This is a genomic window from Pseudomonas sp. WS 5078 (assembly GCF_012985745.1).
GTDB classification, from domain to species: Bacteria; Pseudomonadota; Gammaproteobacteria; order Pseudomonadales; family Pseudomonadaceae; genus Aquipseudomonas; species Aquipseudomonas lundensis_A.
On sequence record NZ_JAAQWX010000006.1, the window covers coordinates 227,107 to 245,691 of the forward strand.

17 protein-coding genes and 1 tRNA gene are annotated in these 18,585 nt (G+C 59.8%); 11 read left to right on the top strand and 7 right to left on the bottom strand.

What is annotated here, in order from left to right:
- Window positions 1-83: 83 nt before the first annotated feature.
- On the top strand, window positions 84-773 hold the full coding sequence (locus HBN68_RS10980; RefSeq protein ID WP_169964059.1) for an energy-coupling factor ABC transporter permease: 690 nt from the start codon (window positions 84-86) through the stop codon (window positions 771-773).
- Between the two features lie 75 nt (window positions 774-848).
- On the opposite strand, the gene yacG is transcribed toward HBN68_RS10980, so the two are convergent.
- Genes yacG through HBN68_RS11000 form a run of 4 tightly spaced genes read right to left on the bottom strand, consistent with a single transcriptional unit; the run spans window position 849 to window position 3,742 of the window.
- The gene (yacG, locus tag HBN68_RS10985) at window positions 849-1,052 is read right to left on the bottom strand and encodes a DNA gyrase inhibitor YacG (RefSeq protein WP_094994988.1); all 204 of its coding nucleotides are present in this window, start codon (window positions 1,050-1,052) and stop codon (window positions 849-851) included.
- A complete protein-coding gene (coaE, locus tag HBN68_RS10990) occupies window positions 1,049-1,672 on the bottom strand; it encodes a dephospho-CoA kinase (protein ID WP_094994989.1) in 624 nt (207 codons plus the stop codon). Before coaE ends, yacG begins: the two co-directional genes overlap by 4 nt.
- A gap of 1 nt (window position 1,673) precedes the next feature.
- Window positions 1,674-2,534: an A24 family peptidase gene (locus HBN68_RS10995; protein WP_275941100.1), complete on the bottom strand. Its 861-nt coding sequence runs from the start codon at window positions 2,532-2,534 to the stop codon at window positions 1,674-1,676.
- Between the two features lie 2 nt (window positions 2,535-2,536).
- Window positions 2,537-3,742 (bottom strand): type II secretion system F family protein, encoded by a 1,206-nt coding sequence (locus HBN68_RS11000; RefSeq protein WP_169964098.1) that lies wholly within the window; start codon window positions 3,740-3,742, stop codon window positions 2,537-2,539.
- Between the two features lie 225 nt (window positions 3,743-3,967).
- Here HBN68_RS11000 and HBN68_RS11005 point away from each other — a divergent pair, with 225 nt between their 5' ends.
- From HBN68_RS11005 to HBN68_RS11020, 4 genes are all read left to right on the top strand, one after another.
- Window positions 3,968-4,375 (top strand): prepilin-type N-terminal cleavage/methylation domain-containing protein, encoded by a 408-nt coding sequence (locus HBN68_RS11005; RefSeq protein ID WP_094994991.1) that lies wholly within the window; start codon window positions 3,968-3,970, stop codon window positions 4,373-4,375.
- Window positions 4,376-4,421: 46 nt separating this feature from the next.
- Window positions 4,422-4,497, top strand: a tRNA-Thr gene (locus HBN68_RS11010).
- Between the two features lie 146 nt (window positions 4,498-4,643).
- Window positions 4,644-6,149, top strand: a complete 1,506-nt coding sequence (locus HBN68_RS11015; protein ID WP_169964063.1) for a DNA-3-methyladenine glycosylase 2 — start codon at window positions 4,644-4,646, stop codon at window positions 6,147-6,149.
- Entirely contained in the window at window positions 6,146-6,643 is a 498-nt protein-coding gene (locus tag HBN68_RS11020; protein WP_275941101.1) for a methylated-DNA--[protein]-cysteine S-methyltransferase, read from the top strand. Before HBN68_RS11015 ends, HBN68_RS11020 begins: the two co-directional genes overlap by 4 nt.
- A gap of 21 nt (window positions 6,644-6,664) precedes the next feature.
- Here the strand turns inward: HBN68_RS11020 and nadC are convergent, their stop codons facing one another.
- Window positions 6,665-7,513, bottom strand: coding sequence for a carboxylating nicotinate-nucleotide diphosphorylase (gene nadC / locus HBN68_RS11025; RefSeq protein WP_094994994.1), 849 nt, complete (start codon window positions 7,511-7,513; stop codon window positions 6,665-6,667).
- 348 nt (window positions 7,514-7,861) lie between these two features.
- On the opposite strand from nadC, the gene HBN68_RS11030 reads away from it, so the two are divergent.
- From HBN68_RS11030 to ampE, 3 genes are all read left to right on the top strand, one after another.
- A complete protein-coding gene (locus HBN68_RS11030) occupies window positions 7,862-9,352 on the top strand; it encodes a DUF1631 family protein (RefSeq protein WP_094994995.1) in 1,491 nt (496 codons plus the stop codon).
- Between the two features lie 92 nt (window positions 9,353-9,444).
- Window positions 9,445-10,008, top strand: coding sequence for a 1,6-anhydro-N-acetylmuramyl-L-alanine amidase AmpD (ampD, locus tag HBN68_RS11035; protein WP_169964065.1), 564 nt, complete (start codon window positions 9,445-9,447; stop codon window positions 10,006-10,008).
- Window positions 10,005-10,841, top strand: a complete 837-nt coding sequence (ampE, locus tag HBN68_RS11040) for a regulatory signaling modulator protein AmpE (protein WP_094994997.1) — start codon at window positions 10,005-10,007, stop codon at window positions 10,839-10,841. The genes ampD and ampE overlap by 4 nt, the downstream gene beginning before the upstream one ends.
- Before the next feature lie 38 nt (window positions 10,842-10,879).
- Here the strand turns inward: ampE and HBN68_RS11045 are convergent, their stop codons facing one another.
- Complete coding sequence (locus HBN68_RS11045) at window positions 10,880-11,656, bottom strand: TatD family hydrolase (RefSeq protein WP_169964067.1); 777 nt, start codon at window positions 11,654-11,656, stop codon at window positions 10,880-10,882.
- Window positions 11,657-11,658: 2 nt separating this feature from the next.
- Window positions 11,659-12,654, bottom strand: coding sequence for a catabolite repressor/activator (gene cra / locus HBN68_RS11050; RefSeq protein WP_094994999.1), 996 nt, complete (start codon window positions 12,652-12,654; stop codon window positions 11,659-11,661).
- 339 nt (window positions 12,655-12,993) lie between these two features.
- Here cra and ptsP point away from each other — a divergent pair, with 339 nt between their 5' ends.
- Genes ptsP through HBN68_RS11065 form a run of 3 tightly spaced genes read left to right on the top strand, consistent with a single transcriptional unit; the run spans window position 12,994 to window position 18,544 of the window.
- Window positions 12,994-15,855: a phosphoenolpyruvate--protein phosphotransferase gene (gene ptsP, locus HBN68_RS11055; RefSeq protein WP_169964069.1), complete on the top strand. Its 2,862-nt coding sequence runs from the start codon at window positions 12,994-12,996 to the stop codon at window positions 15,853-15,855.
- Complete coding sequence (gene pfkB, locus HBN68_RS11060) at window positions 15,855-16,811, top strand: 1-phosphofructokinase (protein WP_169964070.1); 957 nt, start codon at window positions 15,855-15,857, stop codon at window positions 16,809-16,811. Before ptsP ends, pfkB begins: the two co-directional genes overlap by 1 nt.
- Window positions 16,808-18,544 carry a PTS fructose-like transporter subunit IIB gene (locus HBN68_RS11065; protein ID WP_094995002.1) on the top strand — a complete coding sequence of 579 codons (1,737 nt, stop codon included), beginning with the start codon at window positions 16,808-16,810 and terminating at the stop codon, window positions 18,542-18,544. Before pfkB ends, HBN68_RS11065 begins: the two co-directional genes overlap by 4 nt.
- Window positions 18,545-18,585 lie beyond the last annotated feature (41 nt).

The following is an 18,585-nucleotide window of genomic DNA, read 5'->3' on the forward strand; positions in this document are numbered from 1 at the left end:
GACTGAGCCGCATGACAAACACGGGCATCTGGCAGGGAGGGTGGAGCGGTGTGCTTGAGCAAGGTTAAGTGGGGGGTGCACGCATGATTGCGGCCGAGGTTTTATCCACGCCAACGATGGTGATGGGCTGGTTGCTTTACGTGCCTGTCGTGCTTTGGGCAGTCCTGCGGGCGCCGTGGGTCGAATTGTTTGCCGACACGCGGCGCCAGCATTTGCTGTTTGGTACGGTGTTCGCGCTATTTTTACTGTGGCTGGTTCGCCGCGACTTTGACACCGGCGTTTCATATCACTTCATCGGCCTGACAGTCGTCACTTTGCTACTGGATTGGCCGCTTGCCATTATCGGTGCGCTCATGGCACAAGTGGGGTTGGTGCTCCTGGGGCGACAGGATTTGGCCGCCATGGGCGTCAATGGCGTGCTGTTGATTCTATTGCCGATTGCCGTCACCGAGGCCTGCGCGCACCTGGTCGAGCGTGCGCAACCGCGCAATCCGTTTGTGTACATTTTTTGCTCAGGTTTTTTCGCAGCAGCACTGGCGGCCTTGCTGTGTCTGCTGGCGGGGCTAGGCGTGCTATGGCTGGATGGCCTGTTTGTCATGCCGCAATGGCTGGAGGATTTTATCGGTTACCTATGGCTGATCATCTTCCCCGAGGCCTTTATCAACGGGATGCTGGTGACGGCGCTGGTGGTGTTTTGCCCGGAGTGGCTGGAAACCTTCAACCGCACTCGCTACCTCGCGGCACCGTGGAAGGATGACGAACCCAAAAATTAACGTGTTGCCGCGAGGCCGCGAGCGTGTCGATTGAACAGCTCGCAGCCTGGCGCAGCGGCTACGCGGGGGGATGAATCAATGAATACGCGGCGCCAGCTCTTCTGAAAACATATCCTCTTCTGCATCCGGGCTGACCGGAATTTTGTGTTCTTCACTGGCCCATGCGCCCAGGTCGATGAGTTTGCAACGGTCCGAGCAGAAAGGCCGGAACGCACTGGCAGCGGTCCATTCCACGGCAGTGCCGCACGTCGGGCAGTCTACGGTCATTGGTTTGGTCATGATTGGCCTCCACGCAAAGTTAAATAGTAGTGATGCAAGCGCTCGACTTCAGTCTGTAACGCCTTCAAATCGTTGTCGTTGACCAGGACATCATGGGCATGGCGCAGGCGTTCTTCACGGCTGGCCTGTGCCTTGAGAATGGCCCGGACTTGCTCTTCGCTGGTGTTGTCGCGCAACAAGGTTCGCTGAATTTGCAGTGCTTGGGGAGCATCAATGACCAGCACGCGCTGGGTGGTCGCGTACTGCCCGGATTCGACCAGTAATGGCGATACCAAGATCGCATAGGGTGATGTCGCCTGAGCCAGGTTCTGAGCGATCTCATCGCGGATCAACGGGTGAAGCAAAGCCTCCAGCCACAGCCGCTGCTGTGGGTCGGCAAAGATCAATTTGCGCAAGGCGCCGCGATCAAGATGCCCGTCGGCTTGCAACACGTCGGCACCAAAGTGCTCTGCGATTTTATCCAGCGCCGGGCGGCCCGGTTCGACCACCCAGCGCGCGGCATGGTCGGCATCCACGACATGAATGCCCAGCGCAGCAAAGTGATCGGCTGCCGCGCTTTTGCCGCTGCCGATACCGCCGGTCAGGCCCAGAATCCAGGGTTTGGAAGATGCGGTATTCATTTCAGGTCGCAAGTTGCCAATAGAAAGCGGTCATTTGACCACCCCAGAGCAATGCAATCCACCCGGCGATGGCCAGATAGGGGGCAAACGGGATGGCCGTTGCGCGATGAGCGCGGCGCATCAGCAGCAAACTCACACCTACCAGAGCCCCGCCCAGCGATGACAGCAGGATCGTTAACGGCAACACCGATACGCCACCCCAGGCTCCAAACAGTGCCAATAGCTTGAAATCTCCGTGACCCATGCCGTCCTTGCCGGTGATTAATTTGAACAACCAGAACACCGACCATAGGCTCAGGTAACCCAAGGCTGCCCCCCAAACGGCCTGCGACAGGCTGGTGAACAGCTCGAAGCTGTTGAGCAGCAGGCCCAGCCACAGCAACGGCAATACCAGCACATCGGGCACGATTTGATGGCGGGCGTCGATCAGGCAAATGGCAATCAGGCCCCAGCTCAGCAACAGCACCCAGCCAGCCTGGGGGCTTAAGCCAAAATGCCAGGCCACAAAGCCGGACACGAGGCCGCAAGCCAGTTCGGTCAGGGGGTAGCGAGGGCTGATGGCGGTTTTGCACTGCGAGCACTTGCCGCGCAGGAGTGCATAACTGAGCAGCGGGATGTTCTCCCAGGGACGCAAGCGGTGTTGGCATTCTGGGCAATGAGAGGCGGGCAGCCACAGGTTGTACGTCGTTTTACTGTTCGCGGCGGGAAGCTCTAGCACTTCACGTGCCTGAGCCTGCCAGTCCTGTTCCAGCATTTTTGGCAAGCGCCAGACCAGTACGTTCAGGAAACTGCCGACCAACAGGCCCAACAACAAGGCGCACCCGATAAACGCAGCGGGGTGGACGCTCAAAAAATCGATCATGCTCAAATCACTTGGCCCAGTTTGAAAATCGGTAAATACATGGCAATGACCAGACCGCCTACCACAATCCCCAGTACTACCATGATTGCGGGCTCCATCAGCGTTGTCAGGTTATCGACGAGGTTGTCGACCTCGCTCTCATAATAGGTGGCTACGTGATTGAGCATGCTGTCCAATGTGCCTGACTCTTCGCCAATGGCTGTCATCTGAATCGCCATGCCCGGGAATACGCCACTGCTAGCCATGGCAACATGGATCTGCGTGCCCGTGGCGACGTGTTGCTTGAGCCGTAGCACGGCTTCTTTCAGCACGCTGTTGCCGGTCGCGCCTGCGACTGAATCCAGCGCTTCGAGCAGTGGCACACCGGCCGCCAGGGTGGTGGAAAGGGTGCGGGCAAAACGTGCAATCGCTGACAGTTGTAACAACTGCCCGGTGACAGGGACTTTCAGCAGCAGGGCGTCCAGGCGATGGCGCAGGGTGGCTGAGGTGCTGTAGCGATGATGGATGATGGCCGCAGCGCATGCGGTGCCCAGTAAAAGCCAAAGCCCGTGGCGTTGCAATGCCTCTGACAAGCCAATGACCCACAACGTAAACACGGGCAGTTGCGCGTTGAACGAAGCAAACACACCCTGAAACTGCGGCACCACTTTTATCAACAGAATGCCGCTGACCAGCACTGCCACCAGCAATACGGCGATGGGGTATGTCATGGCTTTTTTGATTTTCTTTTTTAAGACTTCGGACTTTTCTTTGTAGGTCGCGATACGTTGCAGCATCACATCCAGCGCACCTGCTTGCTCCCCGGCCTCCACCAGATTGCAGAACAGTGTGTCGAAGTGATTCGGTTTTTTACGCAGCGCCGCGGTGAGGCTGTTTCCGGCAGCGATGTCCTGTGTCAATTCGATGATCAGCTGGCGCATGGCGAACTGCTCGAACCCTTTGCCAATCACCTCCAACGCTTGCAAAAGAGGGACGCCCGACTGGATCAACGTCGCCAGTTGGCGACTGAACAGGGTGATGTCTGACGCACTGACCGACCTGCCGGAGCGACTGCGCGAGGTACGTTGTCGCCTAATGGTGCGCACACTGATCCCTTGGCGCCGCAGTTGGGCGCGAAGCTCGGCGTGCCCTTTGGCATTGAGTTCCCCGGTGTGAGTGGCGCCGTTGGCATCCTTGCCTTCCCATCGATATCTATACGTGTCGGCCATGATTTCGTCCTTGAGCATAGGCGCGTTCAGTTGCGCCGTGCGTGTCAAAGACTAGACAGCGCCAGAGGCGCGACTTGAGCCAGTGCATGTCCAAAGGTGTCAAACGCTGTTGTTCAGAAGCTTCTGACAACGATCCTTGGTAGCCTGTGCGCACTTTTTTTGGCGGCCCGGCGCTGACAGCGCATTCGATCGCCGGGCCGCGTCTTAATGTTTTGGAGGCCGCACATGAAACAACAAAAGGGCATTACCTTGATTGAGCTGATGATCGTGGTAGCGATCATCGGTCTGATCGCGTCTTTCGCATTGCCTGCTTATAACGACCACACCATGAAAGCGCGCTTTGCTGAAGTGAACACGCTCGGCAACAGCTACAAAACTGCCGTTGCGTTGTGCTTCAGTGAAACCAATGATCTGGCCCAGTGTGATGCGGGTACCCATGGCATTCCCGGCCCCGCAGATGCGACAGACAACCTTGCCGCCGGTATGACCGTAATAGATGGTGTGATCACCATGACCGGCACCCAGGCGGCTGGCGGCTGGACCAGCGTCATGGTTCCGGCCTTGAGTGGTGCTGGCAATGCGCTGGTCTGGACCCAAAGCGGCACGTGTTTGACCAGCGGTGCCTGCAAATAGCCACGAATTGCCCGTTTTCATTGGCAGTGATAGTTTTGCTGCCATCGCCGGTGTAGCTCAGTCGGTAGAGCAGCGCACTCGTAACGCGAAGGTCGCAGGTTCGATTCCTGTCTCCGGCACCATTTAATAAAACGCCCTGTTTTAGCAGGGCGTTTTTTATGGGGGCACGTTTGCCCGTGATGGCCGCCAGGGGCGACCTGATCGGCGGTCAACATTGACGTCCGAAAATGGCGAGATTCACCAAAAGGCCGGTGCTATTGTGCGGGCCATGAACACACACGACTCGCCCGACACCTCGCTTACTCCTTCCACCGCAGCCTGCGAAATCGCTCGGTTGAGTCGCGATGCGCGGTTTGACGGCGTGTTTTTTACGGCCGTGCTTACCACGCGTATCTACTGCCGTCCCGTGTGCCCGGCTCGTGCCCCCAAAGCCGAGAACGTTGTGTATTACGCCAGCGCCGCTGCTGCCCAGGCTCAAGGTTTTCGCCCTTGTTTGCGCTGCCGTCCCGAGCTGGCGCCGGGCAATCTGTTGTGGTTGCACGGCGAACATTTGGTGACGCGTGCCCTGACGCTGATCAACGAAGGTTTTTTAGCCGAACACTCGCTGGAGGCGTTAGCCGAGCGCCTGAGTGTGGGGGCGCGGCAGCTGCGGCGCTTGTTCGTGAAATACCTGGGGGCGCCGCCCGTTGCGGTGCATGCTACCCAACGGCTGTTGTTTGCCAAACAACTGCTGACCGAAACGGCATTGTCGATCACTGACGTCGCCCTGGCCTCGGGATTTGGCAGCGTGCGGCGTTTCAATTCAGCGTTTGCCGAGGCCAACCATGCCGAGCCTCGTGCGTTCAGGCGCAGCCCTGCCATTCAGGCTGACGCGCCCATGGTGTTGCGTCTTGGCTATCGGCCGCCGTACGACTTCAAAGCTGTGCTGGGTTTCCTGTTCAATCGCGCGGTGCCCGGTATCGAGTATGTGGACGCCCAGCGTTATCAGCGGGTATTTGGCCCACCGCAATCGCCTGGCTGGCTGCGGGTCAGCGCCGCGCCGGCAGGGCAACATGCCTTGCGCCTTGAGTTGTACAACGTCGCACCCGCTCACTTGCTCAACGTGGTGACACGCATTCGGCGAATGTTTGATCTGGATGCTGACCCTCAGGCAATTGCTCAAACCCTCGGCGCCAGCCCGCAACTCGCTCCGCTGATCGAGCGCTATCCGGGCCTGCGCTTGCCTGGCGGCTGGGACGGCTTCGAAGTGGCCGTGCGGGCAGTGTTGGGGCAGCAAGTGAGCGTGGCAGCCGCGCGCACTTTGGCCACTCGCATCGTGCAACGGTTTGGAACGCCGATTGAAATGCAGGGCGCAACGGGGCTCAATCGCCTGTTTCCCGCCCCAGAGCAACTGGCCGACGCCAACCTGGACCAAATGGGCATCACACAGGCGCGTATTAATACGATCCGGGGGATTGCCCGCGCGCTAGTGGAGGGGCGTGTGACGTTTGTCGTTGAGCAGCCGCTGGAAACTTTCATCAGTCAGTGGGTGCAACTGCCGGGCATTGGCGAATGGACGGCGCATTACATTGCCATGCGCGTGCTCAAACACCCGGATGCGTTTCCTGCAGCTGATCTGATTCTGCGCCGTCAGGCTAACCCTGACGGCGCTCCATTGAGTACACGAGCCCTGCAATTGCAGGCCGAAAGCTGGCGCCCATGGCGAGCTTATTCAGTGATGTATTTATGGCGCGCAGCCACCGATTCGGCTGCGGCCCGGAGGGTTCAACCATGACGCTGATTTACTACGCGCAAATGCCGTCGCCCATTGGTCCGCTGTTTTTAGTGGCTGACGATGAAGGCCTGCGAGAAGTGCGCTTCGCCTCTGAGCGCCGGGCGCATTCTCCGGAGCAAGGCTGGCTGCATTCGCCGCAAAAGCTGGCGGAAGTGCGTCGACAGTTGGAGGCGTATTTTGCAGGCGAACGCCATACCTTTGATTTGCCGCTCACGCCGCAAGGTACGCCGTTTCAGCAGATGGTGTGGCAGGCGCTCACCACCATCCCTTTTGCCATGACCACCAGTTACGGCCGCTTATCGCAGCAGATCCAGCGTCCCACCGCCTCGCGGGCGGTGGGCGCAGCCAATGGCCGCAACCCGATTCCGATTATCATCCCGTGTCACCGTGTGATCGGCAGTAACGGCAAATTGACGGGTTTCGCCGGCGGGCTCGCGGCCAAGCAGTGGTTGCTGGAGCATGAGCTGGCGCATCAGCCTTTCGCTTTGACCTGATACGCCACAGCCGCTGGCGCCTTACAAACTCAAACGCATCGACAGGTCGACCGCTTTGACATCCTTGGTCATGGCGCCAATCGAAATGTAGTCCACACCCGTTTGGGCAATGGGCAGCAACGTGCTTTCATTGATCCCGCCGCTGGCTTCAAGCTTGGCTTTGCCCGCGTTCAGGCGCACGGCCTCGCGCATGTCATCCAGGCTCAACTCGTCGAGCATGATGATGTCAGCGCCCGCGGCCAGCGCTTCTCTGAGTTCGCCCAGGCTCTCGACCTCGATCTCCACCGGTTTGCCGGGCGCGATTTTGTGCGCGGCGTCGATGGCCTGACTGATGCCACCGCAGGCAGCGATGTGGTTTTCTTTGATCAGGAACGCGTCGTACAGACCGATACGATGGTTATGACAGCCGCCGCAGGTCACGGCGTATTTTTGCGCCAGGCGTAAACCCGGCAGGGTTTTGCGGGTGTCGAGCAGTTTGACCTGTGTCTCGGCCACATGGTCGGCCAGCTGGCGGGCGTGGGTCGCGACACCCGACAGCATCTGCAGGAAGTTCAACGCACTGCGCTCGCCACTGAGCAGAGAGCGGGCCGGGCCTTCGAGGTGAAACAGCACTTGATTGGGGCTGACGCGTTCGCGATCGCCCACTTGCCAGTGCACGGCAACACGAGGATCCAGTTGACGGAACACGGCGTCCACCCACGCGGTGCCACTGATCACGGCGGCATCGCGGGTGATGATCGTGGCTTTGGCCAGGCGTTCTGCCGGAATCAACCGCGCAGTGATGTCGCCGCTTCCAATGTCTTCGGCAAGCGCACGGCGTACGTTGGCTTCGATCTCGGCGGTGAGATCGGCCAGATGTAAATTCGGCATAACGAACTCCACAAACAAAGTGCGTCGATTATAGGGCCATGCCGCGAGCGAACCCAAGGCGCCGCGCTGCACTGCGGGTAAAAGGTTGTGACTGTGCGGTTTTTGGCATTAAGAAATTTTTTTTGTCCGTTTGGTAAATGATTTGCCAAGTCAGGTAGCACAAGGCGCGTCTTTTGCAAGATAATCGGCGCCTTGTAATTGGCGTCATAGCTTTGACAGGCCATTAAGTCCTAATTTCTGATATTCCGGCGAGCGCGTTATGGGCTGGCCGGTTTCTGTTTGCGAGCGTCAAAAGTGGCTTTGTCCCTTGCACGCCACGCAAGCGACACATCGTTCCAGGAGGCTTGGATGCATCATGACGGGAAAGTGGGAGCTGCCCACAAGGCGACGGCTGAACAGGCGACTCATTCGCCGCTGGCTCGCCTGCCTGTCATTTTGCTGCAGGTCCATGACAAGGCCGCTCAGCAGCTCAAAAATGGCCTGCAAGTGCTGTTCGACAACACCGATGAAGCCCTGTTTGCCATGGCTGACAACGCCCGGAGTGATGCCGAACAAAGCCTTTTTTTTGAAGCCATGCGCGATGTCAGGCTCAAGCGCAAACACATCGAACGTGGCTTCCTTGACCGTTTTTTTGACGCGTTTATTCGCCTGACCCAGCCCGATGTCAGTGAGTGCACCCTGCATGGCGCCGCGCCCGTCGAGGGGACCTTCTCTCTATTGTCCAATGACCTTGAGCGCACGCAGGTCATTAATGCGATGGTGGCGCAGGTCATGACACGTGACCAAATGGCCCTTTGCCAATTGACCCAGCGCCTTGCAACCCTCTGCACCATGTCGCTGGATGAGCACAGCAATCCGTTGGGCCCGGCCATGCTGTGTGAGTACTTTTTGCAAGCCGAGCGTGAGCAGGGCATGGACCTCAAGGTCAAGCTGATCATGTTGCAACTGTTCGAAACCTACTTGCTTAGCCACACCGGCCAACTGTATGCCGACGCCAATCAACTGCTGATTGCCACGGGTGTTCTGCCTTCTCTGTCTGACAACGATGCCTGTTGCGGGGCCAAGTCCCAGGACACACCGCCGCCCGCGCACGTGCAAGAAGCGCAGAGTCTGGTCGGGCTTCTGTTTGAGTACATCGCTCAGGATCGAAATGTTTCACCGGCGCTGAAAAGTCAGATTGCTTTGTTGCAGGAGCCGTTGCGCAAGATTGCGCAGCGGGATCAGAACTTTTTCAGCTGCGACACCCATGCGGCCCGGCGATTGTTGAATGTCATCGCCGCAGCGGCCATTGGTTGGGACGTGCGTACCGATGAGCACAGCGATCCGCTGTTCCGTCAGATTGAACACGTCGTTCAACAACTCGCGTCATATTCGGGAGATAACCCCGCGCTGCTGGACTCGTTGCTGCACGAGTTTTTGGTCTTTACGCAGGCCGAGCGTGGCCGAATTGAACTGTTGGAGCAGCGCACGCGCGATGCTGAACACGCGCGTCTGAAAACACCTGATAAAACGTGCGATAAAGCACTCGCCACCTCTCAAACCATCGATGAGCAAGACCATCTGGGCCTGCTATTGGTCAGCCAGTTGCGGTTGGGGACGTGGATCGAATTGCAGGAAAACGAAGAGTTTCGCCTGCGTTGCAAGCTGATTGCCATTCTGGAGCCGGGGGGTAAACATATTTTCGTTAACCGCACCGGCTTGAAAGTCCTGGAACAAAGCCGCACCGATTTGATCGCTCAACTGCGCAGCGGCAAGGTCTTGCTCCTGGATGACCGCTTGCTCTTCGACCGCGCGCTGGAATCGGTGATCGGCAGCTTGCACCAGCGCCACGCGCAATAGCCCCTGCGACACTGACGCCACAGATAGCTGCCAATTGGAGCGCGCATCGCGGCATACTGCGCCTTTGGTTTTTCAACGCACAAGGAGCGTTTATGCAGCTGGACCCCGCGAGCGGTTGGTGCGATGGCGTGCACCGTTGCCCGTCGCCCAACTTCAATGAGCGCCCTGGTGGTGAAGTCTCCCTGTTGGTGATCCACAACATCAGCTTGCCCCCGGGGCAGTTTGCGACGGGCAAGGTCCAGGCGTTTTTTCAGAACCGACTGGACGTTACAGAGCATCCGTACTTTGAAAGTATCAAGGCGTTACGCGTCAGCGCGCATTTTTTGATTGAACGCGACGGCCAGATCACGCAGTTTGTGTCGTGCCTGGACCGCGCCTGGCATGCGGGTATTTCCAGCTTTGAAGGGCGTGAGGCGTGCAATGACTTTTCGCTGGGCATCGAACTTGAAGGCACGGACGACCAACCTTTCACCGATGCGCAGTATCAGGCACTGATTGCCTTGACCCGGCAACTGCAACAGCATTACCCGCAGATTACCCCTCAACGAATATGTGGCCACAGTGACGTGGCGCCGGGACGCAAGACGGATCCGGGACCTTGCTTTGATTGGGTGCGTTTTCGCCGTGAGCTGCCGAACACAGGAGAGAAACAATGAGTTTTGTGGTGCTACTGCTGGCGATCCTGATCGAAAAATTTTCGGCCTTGCGTCAGCGTCTTCAGCGCGACAGCGGCTGGGTTCGAGAGCTTAACAAGCTTGAAGCTTCGGCCCGTCTGGCCAGCCGGCCGTGGTGGGTATTGGTCATTCTTATCCTGCTGCCAGTCATTCTGCTCGGCCTGCTGCTGGTGGTACTGGATCCTGTGGCGTATGGCTTGCTGGCCTTGCCGGTGCATGTGCTGGTGTTGGTGTTCAGCCTGGGCCGCGGGGATGTGCTGGCAGGGCTCGGGCCGTTCCGCGATGCGTGGCGCCGGGGTGATTTGCAAGCGGCCGCCCATGTGGCCCAGCGCGACATTGGCGTTTGCGCCGACACGGGCGAGCAATTGTTGGAGAACGTCCAGGGGCATCTGCTGTGGCAGGCCTATCAAAGTTTTTTTGCCGTGATTTTCTGGTACTTCCTGCTGGGCCCGGTGGCTGCGTTGAGTTATCGCTTGCTGGCACTGGCGGTTGAGCATGGCAAAAACCCGGAATTGGTTGAGCGCGCCCAGCAACTGCGGCATGCCTTCGACTGGCTACCGGTACGCCTGCTGGCGGCGAGCTTTGCACTGGTGGGCAACTTTGCCGCGGTCAGCCGCGTGATGCTGCATGAGCTGTTGAGCTGGGAAATCAGCGCGGCCCAATTGATCGACAAAGCCGGGTGCGCTGCGGCAGAAATTCCGCCACCGCAGACCGGGCCGGAGGGCGTTTCCAGCCTGGATGCTTTGTGGGAGTTATTGCTGCGCTCGGCGTTGCTCTGGTATGCCGGTTTTGCTGTGTGGACGCTGTTGCTCTGAATGAATGTGCCTCGACGCACTCTGTTACAGGAGTGCGTTTACCATTCAAACACTGAGCACGCATTGGCCGTACTGGCTTCGGCCAGTCGCTGCGCGCTGATGTTCATCACCCCGGCCAGCGCTTCACAAATGGCGGGCAGGTGTTCTGGGCTGTTGCGCTGGTTGGCGAACATGACCGGCGCCATGTCGGGCGAGTCGGTTTCCAGCACGACAGCGTCCAGCGGCAAGTCAGCCAGTACCCTGCGCAACCGCAGGGCCTGCGGCCATGTAGCGGCGCCACCCAAGCCCAGTTTGAAACCCAGCTTGATGTATTCGCGCGCTTCCTCGCGGCTGCCCGCAAAGGCATGAATAATCCCGCCGCGTTGCAACTTGACGCGTTTGAGGGTGGCAATGACGTGCGCGTGGCTGCGGCGCACGTGCAATAACGCCGGGAGCCGGAAGTCAGCCGCCAGTTCCAGTTGGGCTTCAAACAATGACTGCTGACGTTCGCGGTCCAGCGCCGGCAGGAAGTAGTCGAGGCCGATTTCGCCCACCGCACACACTTGTCGCTGCCCGGCCAGCCGGCTTAGCCATTGCCCGAGTTCAGTGATGTGCTCGGGGCGATGGGCATCGAGATACACCGGGTGTAGCCCGAATGCGGCATACAACTGGCTGTCGGTTTGCACCAGATCCCACACCCGCTGCCAATTACACTGATCAACCCCCAGCACCACCATGCGCTCGACACCCAGCGCGCGACTGCGCGCCAGCAGTGGCGTGCGGTCGGCATCGAACGCCGGGAAGTCGAGGTGCGTGTGTGTGTCGATCAGTTGCATGCTCAGGCCTGATGGATACGCTGCTTGAATCGACGCGCGATGGCATGAATGCCGGGCGCGTAATGCTGTTCTTCGATGGCTGCCAGGGCGAGGTTGAGCGCGGTTTCGGCAATCACTTGATGCTGTTGACCCATGGCGTTGACCGGCAACGGCAGGAAGTCCAGCAATTGCGTGTCACCAAAGGTCGCCAGGCGCGCAGGGGCCTTGTGTTCCGGGTGATCGAGCAAGGCGTCAAACATGCCTTGCAGCAGCACGTAGGATGTCGTTACCAACGCGTCGGGGAAATGCCCCAGACGGGCCAGCAACTCATCAATGATGCGTCGGCCGCATTCGCGGCTGAAGGCCGTCCCGTGCTCAATCAGCACGTCACCCTCAAACCCTTGCAGCGCTTGTTTGAATCCAGCCGCACGGGCCTGGCTAACGCTCAGCTCGGGGCGTGCACCGATCAGCGCGATCTGGCGCGGCATCGGCTGCAACAGGCTGCGGGTCAGGGCCATGCTGGCTTCGCGGTCATCGCTGATGACCGAGCAAAAGCGGTCCGATGGCAATGTCCGGTCGATCGCAATGATCGGCATACCCAGATCCTGTAGCTGACGGTAGCTGTCGTCTTCTTCAGGCAAGCAACTGGCCACAAACAGCGCATCGCAACGGCGCGCACGGAACAGCTTGAGCAACTGGCGCTCACTGTCGGGCGCGTCGTCAGAGCTGGCGATCAGCAATTGATAGCCCCGGGCCCGGGCGCCTTGTTCAAGTTGCTTGGCAATGCGCGCGTAACTCGGGTTTTCGAGGTCGGGCAGGATGAAACCCAGGGTTCTGCTGTGACGACTGCGCAATCCCGCGGCTTGCGGGTTGGGCGTAAAGCCATGTTCTTCCACCACGGCGCGCACCCGTTCCACGGTCGTGCTGCTGATGCGTTGCTGTTCAGCCTTGCCATTGATGACATAGCTGGCGGTGGTCACGGAAACACCTGCCAGTTGAGCGATATCGCTGAGCTTCACGCCGATAATTCCTTATTTTTTGTAGTACATGCCGACATTCTGGCCAATCCTACCCGATAAAGGCAGCCGACCATCGTCTGCCTTATCGCTACTGTATTTTTTTGACGCATCGTCCGCATGACGCTGATCAATGCGACAGGTTGGGCTTCAAGCGCGGACGATTATGCAGTAACGTGCCGCACATTCATGATTAAACGTTTCAGCAAGCCTGTTTAAACGACGTAAGCCCAGGCTGATGTGCTTGCCACACATCCAGTGACACACTTGGGGGCGAGCGGCCTAAGCTGACTTAATTCAAAACAATACCGGGCACCACGGAGTGCCAGGAAAGGAGAACGCATGCTCGAGCTCACCATAGAGCAGATATCCATGGGCCAGACGGCTGTGGATAAGTCTGCGGCGTTGCAATTACTCGCCGATAAGCTGGTCGCTGATGGCTTGGTGGCCGAAGGCTATCTGGACGGTTTGCGAGCGCGTGAAGCTCAGGGTTCCACTTTTCTGGGTCAGGGGATTGCCATTCCCCATGGCACACCTGAAACCCGCGACCTGGTGTTCACCACCGGTGTGCGCTTGTTGCAGTTCCCCGAAGGCGTGGACTGGGGCGACGGGCAAATGGTGTATTTGGCCATCGGCATTGCCGCCAAGTCCGACGAGCACCTGCGTTTGCTGCAATTGTTGACCCGTGCCTTGGGCGAAACCGATCTGGGCGAAGCCTTGAGGCGCGCCAGTTCGGCCGAAGCCCTGCTCAAGCTGCTGCAAGGGGCGCCGCAGGAGTTGGCGCTCGACGCGCAAATGATTGGCTTGGGCGTCTCGGCTGACGACTTTGAAGAGTTGGTCTGGCGCGGCGCCCGTTTACTGCGACAGGCTGAATGCGTCGATAACGGCTTTGCGGCCGTGTTGCAGCAAGTTGAAGCACTGCCGCTGGGTGATGGCCTGTGGTGGCTGCACAGTGAACAAATGGTCAAGCGCCCGGGGCTGGCCTTCGTCACGCCCGATAAACCGATTCGCTACCTTGGCCAGCCACTGAGCGGGCTGTTCTGCCTCGCCAGCCTTGGGGAGGCGCACCAGGCGTTGCTGGAGAGGCTGTGCGCCCTGTTGATCGAGGGGCGTGGTCACGAATTGGGCAGTGCCACCAGCCGCCGTGCGGTGCTTGAAGTGTTGGGCGGTGAATTGCCCGCTGACTGGCCGAGTGCGCGCATCACGCTGGCGAATGCACATGGGCTGCATGCGCGCCCGGCGAAAGTGCTCGCGCAGTTGGCCAAACGTTTTGAGGGCGAGATTCGCGTCAGCATCGTGGGTGGCCAAGAATCGCCTGTGTCGGCCAAAAGTTTAAGCAAGCTGTTGAGTCTGGGTGCCCGTCGTGGCCAGGTGCTGGAGTTTGTGGCTGAACCGGGCATTGCCAGCGACGCGCTGCCTGCGATATTGGCGGCCATTGAAGAAGGGCTGGGCGAAGAAGTCGAACCCTTGCCAGCCATAAACGACGTACCCGCCCCCGTGGCGGACGTGGCGGTAGTCATCACCGCCCCGGCGCCCGGCAGTGTGATCAACGCCATCCCGGCCGCGCCCGGCATTGCCATCGGGCCTGCGCACATTCATGTGCTGCCACTCCTTGATTACCCGTTGCGCGGCGAATCCTCCGTGGTTGAACGCGAGCGGTTACAACACGCGCTGACCGAGGTGCGTCAGGACATCGAAGGGCTGATTCAACGCAGCCCGTCCAAAGCCATCCGCGAGATTTTCATTACCCATCAGGAAATGCTCGACGACCCCGAGCTCACGGATGACGTCGACAACCGCCTCAAGCAAGGCGAAAGCGCGGAAGCGGCGTGGATGTCGGTGATTGAAGCGGCGGCGCGTCAGCAAGAAGCGCTGCAAGATGCCTTGCTGGCCGAACGTGCAGCTGACTTACGCGACATTGGGCGCCGCGTGCTGGCGCAGTTGTGTGGGATCGAAACCCCACCCGAACCCGATCAGCCCTACGTATTGGTGATGGATGAAGTCGGCCCTTCTGACGTGGCGCGGCTTGACCCGGCGCGGGTGGCGGGCATTCTGACTGCGCGCGGTGGCGCGACGGCCCACAGTGCCATCGTTGCCCGTGCCCTCGGTATCCCGGCGCTGGTCGGCGCAGGTGAAGCTGTGTTGCTGCTGGCGTCGGGCACGCACCTGTTGATCGATGGTCAGCGTGGACGTCTGCATGTCGCACCTGACGCCGAGACCCTGCACCGCGCAACGCAGGAGCGTGACAGCCGCGATCAGCGTTTGCAGGCCGCCAGCGCGTTGCGTCATGAACCTGCCGTGACCCGTGACGGGCACCCGGTGGAAGTGTTTGCCAATATCGGTGAAAGCAAAGGTGTGGCCAGTGCCGTCGAGCAGGGCGCTGAAGGCATCGGTCTGCTGCGCACCGAGCTGATTTTCATGGCCCACTCCCAGGCCCCGGATGAAGCCACTCAGGAAGCTGAATACCGCCGGGTGCTCGATGGCCTTAACGGTCGCCCGCTGGTGGTGCGTACGCTGGACGTGGGTGGCGATAAACCGCTGCCGTACTGGCCGATTGATAAGGAAGAAAACCCGTTTTTGGGCGTGCGCGGCATTCGTCTCACCTTGCAGCGCCCGCACGTGATGGAAAGCCAGTTGCGCGCCCTGTTGCGCTCGGCCGACAACCGCCCGCTGCGCATCATGTTCCCGATGGTCGGCAGCGTGGCCGAATGGCGTGCTGCCCGCGACATGACCGAGCGCTTGCGTCAGGAAATCCCGGTCGCCGACCTGCAACTGGGGATCATGATCGAAGTACCGTCTGCCGCATTGCTGGCGCCGGTGCTGGCCAAAGAAGTGGATTTCTTCAGCGTCGGCACCAACGACCTGACGCAATACACGCTGGCCATCGACCGCGGCCACCCGACCTTGTCGGCTCAGGCCGACGGTTTGCACCCGGCCGTGTTGCAACTGATCGACATCACCGTGCGTGCCGCCCATGCCCATGGCAAGTGGGTGGGGGTGTGCGGCGAATTGGCGGCCGATCCGCTGGCTGTTCCTGTGCTGGTCGGGCTGGGTGTCGATGAGCTGAGCGTGTCGGCGCGCAGCATTCCCGAGGTCAAGGCACGCGTGCGTGAACTGAGCATGGACCGTCTCAAAACCCTGGCTGGCGATGCGTTGGCCGTGGGCAGCCCGGAGGAAGTACGTCAATTGGTGGAAGCGCTCTGATGGCCAAGATTCTGACCCTTACCCTCAACCCGGCACTGGACTTGACGGTGCGCGTGTCGCACTTGCAGCCCGGTGACGTCAATCGCAGCCAGGCGATGCTGACCCACGCGGCCGGCAAAGGCGTCAACGTGGCGCAGGTGTTGGCTGATTTGGGCCACAAACTCACCGTGAGCGGTTTTCTGGGTGAAGACAATCAACAAGCCTTCAACGCGCTGTTCGCCCGTCGCGGTTTTGTCGATGCCTTTATTCGCGTGCCCGGTGAAACCCGCAGCAATATCAAACTGGCCGAAGACGATGGCCGTGTCACCGACATCAACGGGCCGGGCCCGCAGGTCAGTGAGGCGGCGCAGCAAGCCTTGATCGACAAGCTCGACCAGATTGCCGCCAGTCATGACGCCGTCGTGGTGGCGGGCAGTTTGCCGCGGGGCATCAGCCCGCAGTGGCTGTATCAGATGCTATTACGGCTCAAGGCCCTGGGCTTGAAAGTGATTCTGGACACCAGTGGGCAAGCCCTCAAGCAAGGTTTGAACGCGGGCCCGTGGTTGATCAAACCCAACACCGAGGAACTGAGCGATGCGCTGGGCGCCGATATCAGCAGCCTGGCGTCGCAAGTCGCTGCGGCCACCCGCCTGCAAGCGCAGGGCGTCGAGCACGTGGTGATTTCACAAGGGGCTGAGGGCGTGAATTGGTTCAGCCATGGTCCGGCCTGGCAGGCCTTGCCGCCCAAGGTCAGCGTCGCCAGTACCGTAGGCGCCGGTGACTCGCTGCTGGCCGGCATGCTGCACGGTTTGCTCAGCGGCCATTCCCCTGAACAGACCCTGCGTACCGCCACGGCGATTGCAGCGATGGCGGTGACTCAGATCGGTTTTGGTATCAGCGATATGGCGCAACTGGCGACGCTCGAGCGTGATGTCTGCGTGCATCCCCTGACAGAAGAACAAGAGGCAAACTCATGAAATTAGCCATTGTGACGGGCTGCCCCAACGGCATGGTGACCAGCGTGCTGTGCGCCCGATTGCTGGACGCCGCGGCGCAGCGCCAGGGATGGAGCACCAGTGTCGAGGTGCATGACCCCAAGCACCCGGAACGCCAATTGTCGGCAGCAACCATCGACGAGGCCGAGTGGATTCTGGTGGTCAGCAGTACACCGCTGGACATGCAACGTTTTATCGGCAAACGCGTATTCCAGAGCACCCCGGCCCATGCTTTGCAAGATGTAGAAGGCATCCTGCGTCGGGGCGTTGAAGAGGCGCAGGTCTACACCGCAACCGATGCCGTCGAGAAGGACGCAGCACCTGCTCCTGCCCCCAAAATCGTCGCCGTGACAGCGTGCCCCACCGGTGTGGCGCACACCTTCATGGCCGCTGAAGCCTTGCAGCAAGCGGCCAAACGACTGGGCTATGACCTGCTCGTCGAGACCCAGGGCTCGGTAGGGGCCAGAAACCCCCTCAGTGCTCAGGCCATCCGTGATGCCGACGTCGTCTTGCTGGCTGCGGATATTGAGGTGCCGACCGAGCGTTTCGCGGGCAAAAAGATCTACCGCTGCGGCACAGGCATTGCGCTTAAACAATCGGAAGCCACGCTGAAAAAAGCCTTGAGCGAGGCGCGTCAGGAAAGCGCGGCGACGGACGCTACGGCGCCTGTCAAAGCCGAGAAGGCCGGGGTCTACAAGCACTTGCTCACAGGCGTGTCGTTCATGCTGCCGATGGTCGTGGCGGGTGGTTTGCTGATCGCCCTGTCATTCGTGTTCGGTATCACAGCGTACAAAGAACCCGGCACATTGGCCGCCGCCTTGATGCAAATTGGCGGTGATGCGGCATTCAAGCTGATGGTGCCGCTGCTGGCGGGTTACATCGCCTACTCGATTGCCGACCGTCCTGGCCTGGCGCCGGGCATGATTGGTGGCTTACTGGCCAGCACCTTGGGGGCAGGTTTTATTGGCGGAATCATTGCCGGATTCATAGCCGGTTACTGTGCGAAAGCGATCAACCGCTACGCGCGCCTGCCGCAAAGCCTGGAGGCGTTGAAACCGATTCTGATCATCCCGTTATTCGCCAGCCTGTTCACCGGGCTGGTGATGATCTACGTGGTGGGCAAGCCGGTGGCGGGCATGCTCGAAGGCTTGACCCACTTCCTCGACAGCATGGGCACCACCAACGCGATCCTGCTGGGCGTGTTGCTGGGCGGCATGATGTGTGTCGACCTAGGCGGCCCGATCAACAAAGCGGCGTACGCGTTTTCTGTCGGGCTGTTGGCATCACAAAGTTACGCACCAATGGCCGCCACCATGGCGGCGGGGATGGTGCCACCGATTGGTTTGGGCATCGCAACCCTGATCGCCCGTCGCAAGTTTGCCCAGACCGAACGTGAAGCGGGCAAAGCGGCGATGGTGCTGGGGATGTGTTTCATCTCGGAAGGTGCGATCCCGTTTGCGGCCAAAGACCCGCTGCGCGTGATCCCGGCGAGCGTGTTGGGTGGCGCGTTGACAGGCGCGTTGTCGATGTACTTCGGTTGCAAGTTGATGGCCCCGCATGGCGGGCTGTTTGTGATGTTGATCCCCAATGCCATCAACCACGCGTTGTTGTACTTGCTGGCTATTGTGGCGGGCAGTGCGCTGACAGCGGTGGTCTACGCCGTGATAAAACGGCCGGAGGCGGTGGACATGGCGTTGGAAACGGCTTCTACCTGATTCATCATTACGCCGAGAATAAAAAGCCCCTGCCTTATTTA